This window comes from Desulfobulbus rhabdoformis (assembly GCF_016919065.1).
GTDB classification, from domain to species: Bacteria; Desulfobacterota; Desulfobulbia; order Desulfobulbales; family Desulfobulbaceae; genus Desulfobulbus; species Desulfobulbus rhabdoformis.
This window is the reverse complement of the sequence record NZ_JAFFQA010000124.1, coordinates 1-1,406: the sequence shown is the minus strand read 5'-3', so window position 1 is coordinate 1,406 and position 1,406 is coordinate 1. Positions and strand designations below refer to the sequence as shown.

Here is a 1,406-nt window from a genome sequence, read left to right as displayed (position 1 = left end):
AAGGGCCTGATGTCCTGGCTTTCTGAACTTTGCGGTTAAAATATTATGTAAAGTTTTTGGAACTCTCAACACTGCGACTGAACGAAATATCCTGGCAACTTTACATAACTAAAAACTTGGCATAATTACCAACGCCAGTAGGGCCGGTAATGATCAGGTTGTTGCGCTCTCTTATCCAGTCACAACCGGCCAGCCTGAGTACCAGTGACTTATCCAACCCGCGTGGATGGCGAAAGTCGATATCCTCGATGCAGCCATCTTGGCGTAGTTTGGCCGCTCTGAGTCGGGTTTGCAGCCTCCGCGTTTCTCTGGCTGTTATTTCCCGGTCAAGCAGCAGGCCGAGTCTCTCTTCAAAGCTCATGTCAGCAAGGGAGTTCATCTGCATTTGCTCGTCAAGAGCCGCAGCCATGCCGGTGAAGCGTAAGGTATTGAGTTTCTCAAGTGTTGGATGCAACAGCATGCGGTCCTCCTTTAATGGACTGTTGAGTTGTAGTAATCGGCGCCACGGATGTTGCGATGTTCTACCGGTTTGTTGTTCTTCTCGTTATTGAGTAGCGTTTTCTGATCCAGGCCGTTTTTAAGAATAGACTCGATAGAGCGGTAGGAGAGCGCGTTGATCTTGAGTGCTCGTGCACATGCCGCTTCCAGCCGTTCATCGCCATAGGCTTTACCAAGCCTGAGAATGCCCAGCAGGCTTCGGTAGGCCTGCTGGGGATGTTGGCGCTGAACCAACAACGTTTCAGTGAGCAGGAGCGCCTGCGGCCCGGTCTTAGCTGCCCAGCGCTTGAACCGTTCAGGATTCCACTCCGAGTATTTTTGGTGATTGAGAGGCATGTGTGCCTTGATGGTGGTATGGCGACCGCGAATGGTGCTGCGGAGATGGCTGGCTATGCGTCGATTTCGGTAAAAACATTCGACCGTGCGTGCGGTATAGCGAATATCCAGTTTCTTTTTTACCAGGGTGTAGGGGACGGAGTAATAGTGGCCATCCACTTCCACGTGATAATCAAGGTGGACGGTCGCCTTCTTCCAATAGGCCAACTCGTAAGGAGCAAGAGGAAGTGGCTTGAGGGCGGGCTGATCAATCTCGCAAAAACGACTGGAGCGAGTACCAGGAAGTCTTTTGAATGGTTTGGCATTCAAGGCAGCGAGTAGTCGTTGTATTTCCCGGTTTAAATCCGCGAGGTTGAAAAAGGTGTGTTTGCGCAACCTTGCCAAGATCCACCGTTCAACCAGGAGTACACCGGCTTCCGCTTTGGCTTTATCACGCGGTTTTCTAGGGCGGGCAGGCAGGACCACCGTTTGGTAATGTCGTGCCAGGTCGTGATAGGTTGGGTTGATGTCGGGCTCATACCGGCAGGATTTACTGACACCGCTTTTGAGATTATCGGGAACAACAGCCTCCG

Annotated in this window: 1 protein-coding gene and 1 pseudogene; both read right to left on the bottom strand. The window is 51.6% G+C overall.

Translation table 11 applies throughout. The annotated features are described in order from the left end of the window. Positions 1-127: 127 nt before the first annotated feature. Positions 128-460 (bottom strand): annotated as a pseudogene (locus JWJ90_RS22675) (ATP-binding protein); the annotation flags it as partial. An 11-nt stretch (positions 461-471) separates the two neighbouring features. Next, positions 472-1,406 (bottom strand): Mu transposase domain-containing protein (locus JWJ90_RS22670; protein ID WP_205229490.1); only part of this gene is annotated, 935 nt, incomplete at its 5' end.